Source organism: Actinomadura sp. CNU-125 (assembly GCF_001942465.1).
In the GTDB taxonomy this organism is placed as follows: domain Bacteria; phylum Actinomycetota; class Actinomycetes; order Streptosporangiales; family Streptosporangiaceae; genus Spirillospora.
Genome location: NZ_MKJY01000524.1, coordinates 1 through 1,478, shown reverse-complemented (window position 1 = coordinate 1,478; position 1,478 = coordinate 1). Strand labels below are relative to the sequence as shown.

At 72.5% G+C, this 1,478-nt stretch carries 1 protein-coding gene; it reads left to right on the top strand.

Going from position 1 to position 1,478, the window contains the following annotated elements:
- The coding region (locus tag BJF79_RS39635) for a peroxidase family protein (RefSeq protein ID WP_075905133.1) at window positions 1–1,331 on the top strand (1,331 nt) is incomplete at its 5' end.
- Window positions 1,332–1,478 lie beyond the last annotated feature (147 nt).

Here is a 1,478-nt window from a genome sequence, read left to right as displayed (position 1 = left end):
TCCCGCCCGTGCCCGCCCGCGACGGCGCCCGCCCGCCGGCCGACCGCGCCGCCGCCCTGTTCGCCCGCACCGGCGACATGATCCCGTGCCCGCGTTCGACGGTCCTGTTCGCGTACTTCGCGCAATGGTTCACCGACGGGTTCCTGCGCAGCGAGATCGCCGAGCCCCGCGACCCGCGGCGCACCACCTCCAACCACCACGTCGACCTGAACCCGCTGTACGGCCTGGACGCCGCGGCGACCGCCGCCGTCCGGGCCTTCGACGGCGGCCTGCTCAAGAGCCAGACGATCAACGGCGGCGAGTTCCCCCCGTACCTCTGCGAGAACGGCAAGATCAAGTCGGAGTTCGCCGGGCTGGAGGTCGTCCGGTTCGAGATGCTGCCGGACGACCGCCGCGACCGGCTCTTCGCCCTCGCGGGCGACCGCGGCAACACCCAGGTCGGCTTCACCATGCTCACCGTCCTGTTCCTCCGCGAGCACAACCGGGTGGCCCGCCTCCTCGCCGAGCACAACCCCCGCTGGGACGACGAGCGCCTCTTCCAGACGGCCCGCAACATCGTCATCGTCCAGGTCGTCAAGCTGGTGATCGAGGAGTACATCAACCACATCACCCCCTACCACTTCCGCTTCCTGCTCGACCCGGGGCTCACGACCCGCCTCGCGGGGGCGCCGTGGCAGCGGGAGAACTGGGCGTCGGTCGAGTTCAACCTCGTCTACCGCTGGCACAGCCTCATCCCGTCCGGCCTCGTCGTCGGCGGGTCCGAACTGCCCGTCCCGGCCACCCTCTTCGCCCCGCACCTGCTTCCCGAGGCCGGGCTCGGACGGCTCTTCGAGGAGGCCTCCGAGCAGCGCGCCGGACGCATCGGCCTGTTCAACACCGACCCGAGCCTGCACGCGGTCGAGGTGTCCAGCATCACCGACTCCCGGACGCTCGAACTGGCCACCTACAACGACTACCGCGCCCACTGCGGCTTCCCCCGCGCCCGCGGGTTCGAGCACGTCTCCGGCGACCCGCGGGTGAGCGGCGCCCTGCGCGAGCTGTACGGGAGCGTCGACGACCTCGACCTGTACGTCGGGCTCTTCGCCGAGGAGCCGAGCTCCGCGCGGGCGATCCTCCCGCCGCTCCTCACGAAGATCATCGCGATCGACGCGTTCTCGCAGGCGCTGACCAACCCCCTGCTCGCGCCGCGGGTCCTCACCCCCGAGACGTTCACCCCGCTCGGCATGCGGATCATCGGCGCGACCCGGACACTCTCCGACATCCTGCACCGCAACGTCCCCGAAGACCCCCGGCCCCGGTTCGTGAGCATGACCCGGCGCGGCGCCCGCTGACGGAGGACGCGTGAGCACCGAACCGACCCCGGACCCCGCCGCCGAACTGCGCCGGGCCGCCCGCGAACTCGCGGAGACCGCCGTCGCCGTCCGCGCGGCGTCCGCGCACGCCACCGCCGCCCATCACCGGCGGCGTCCTCGCCGCCG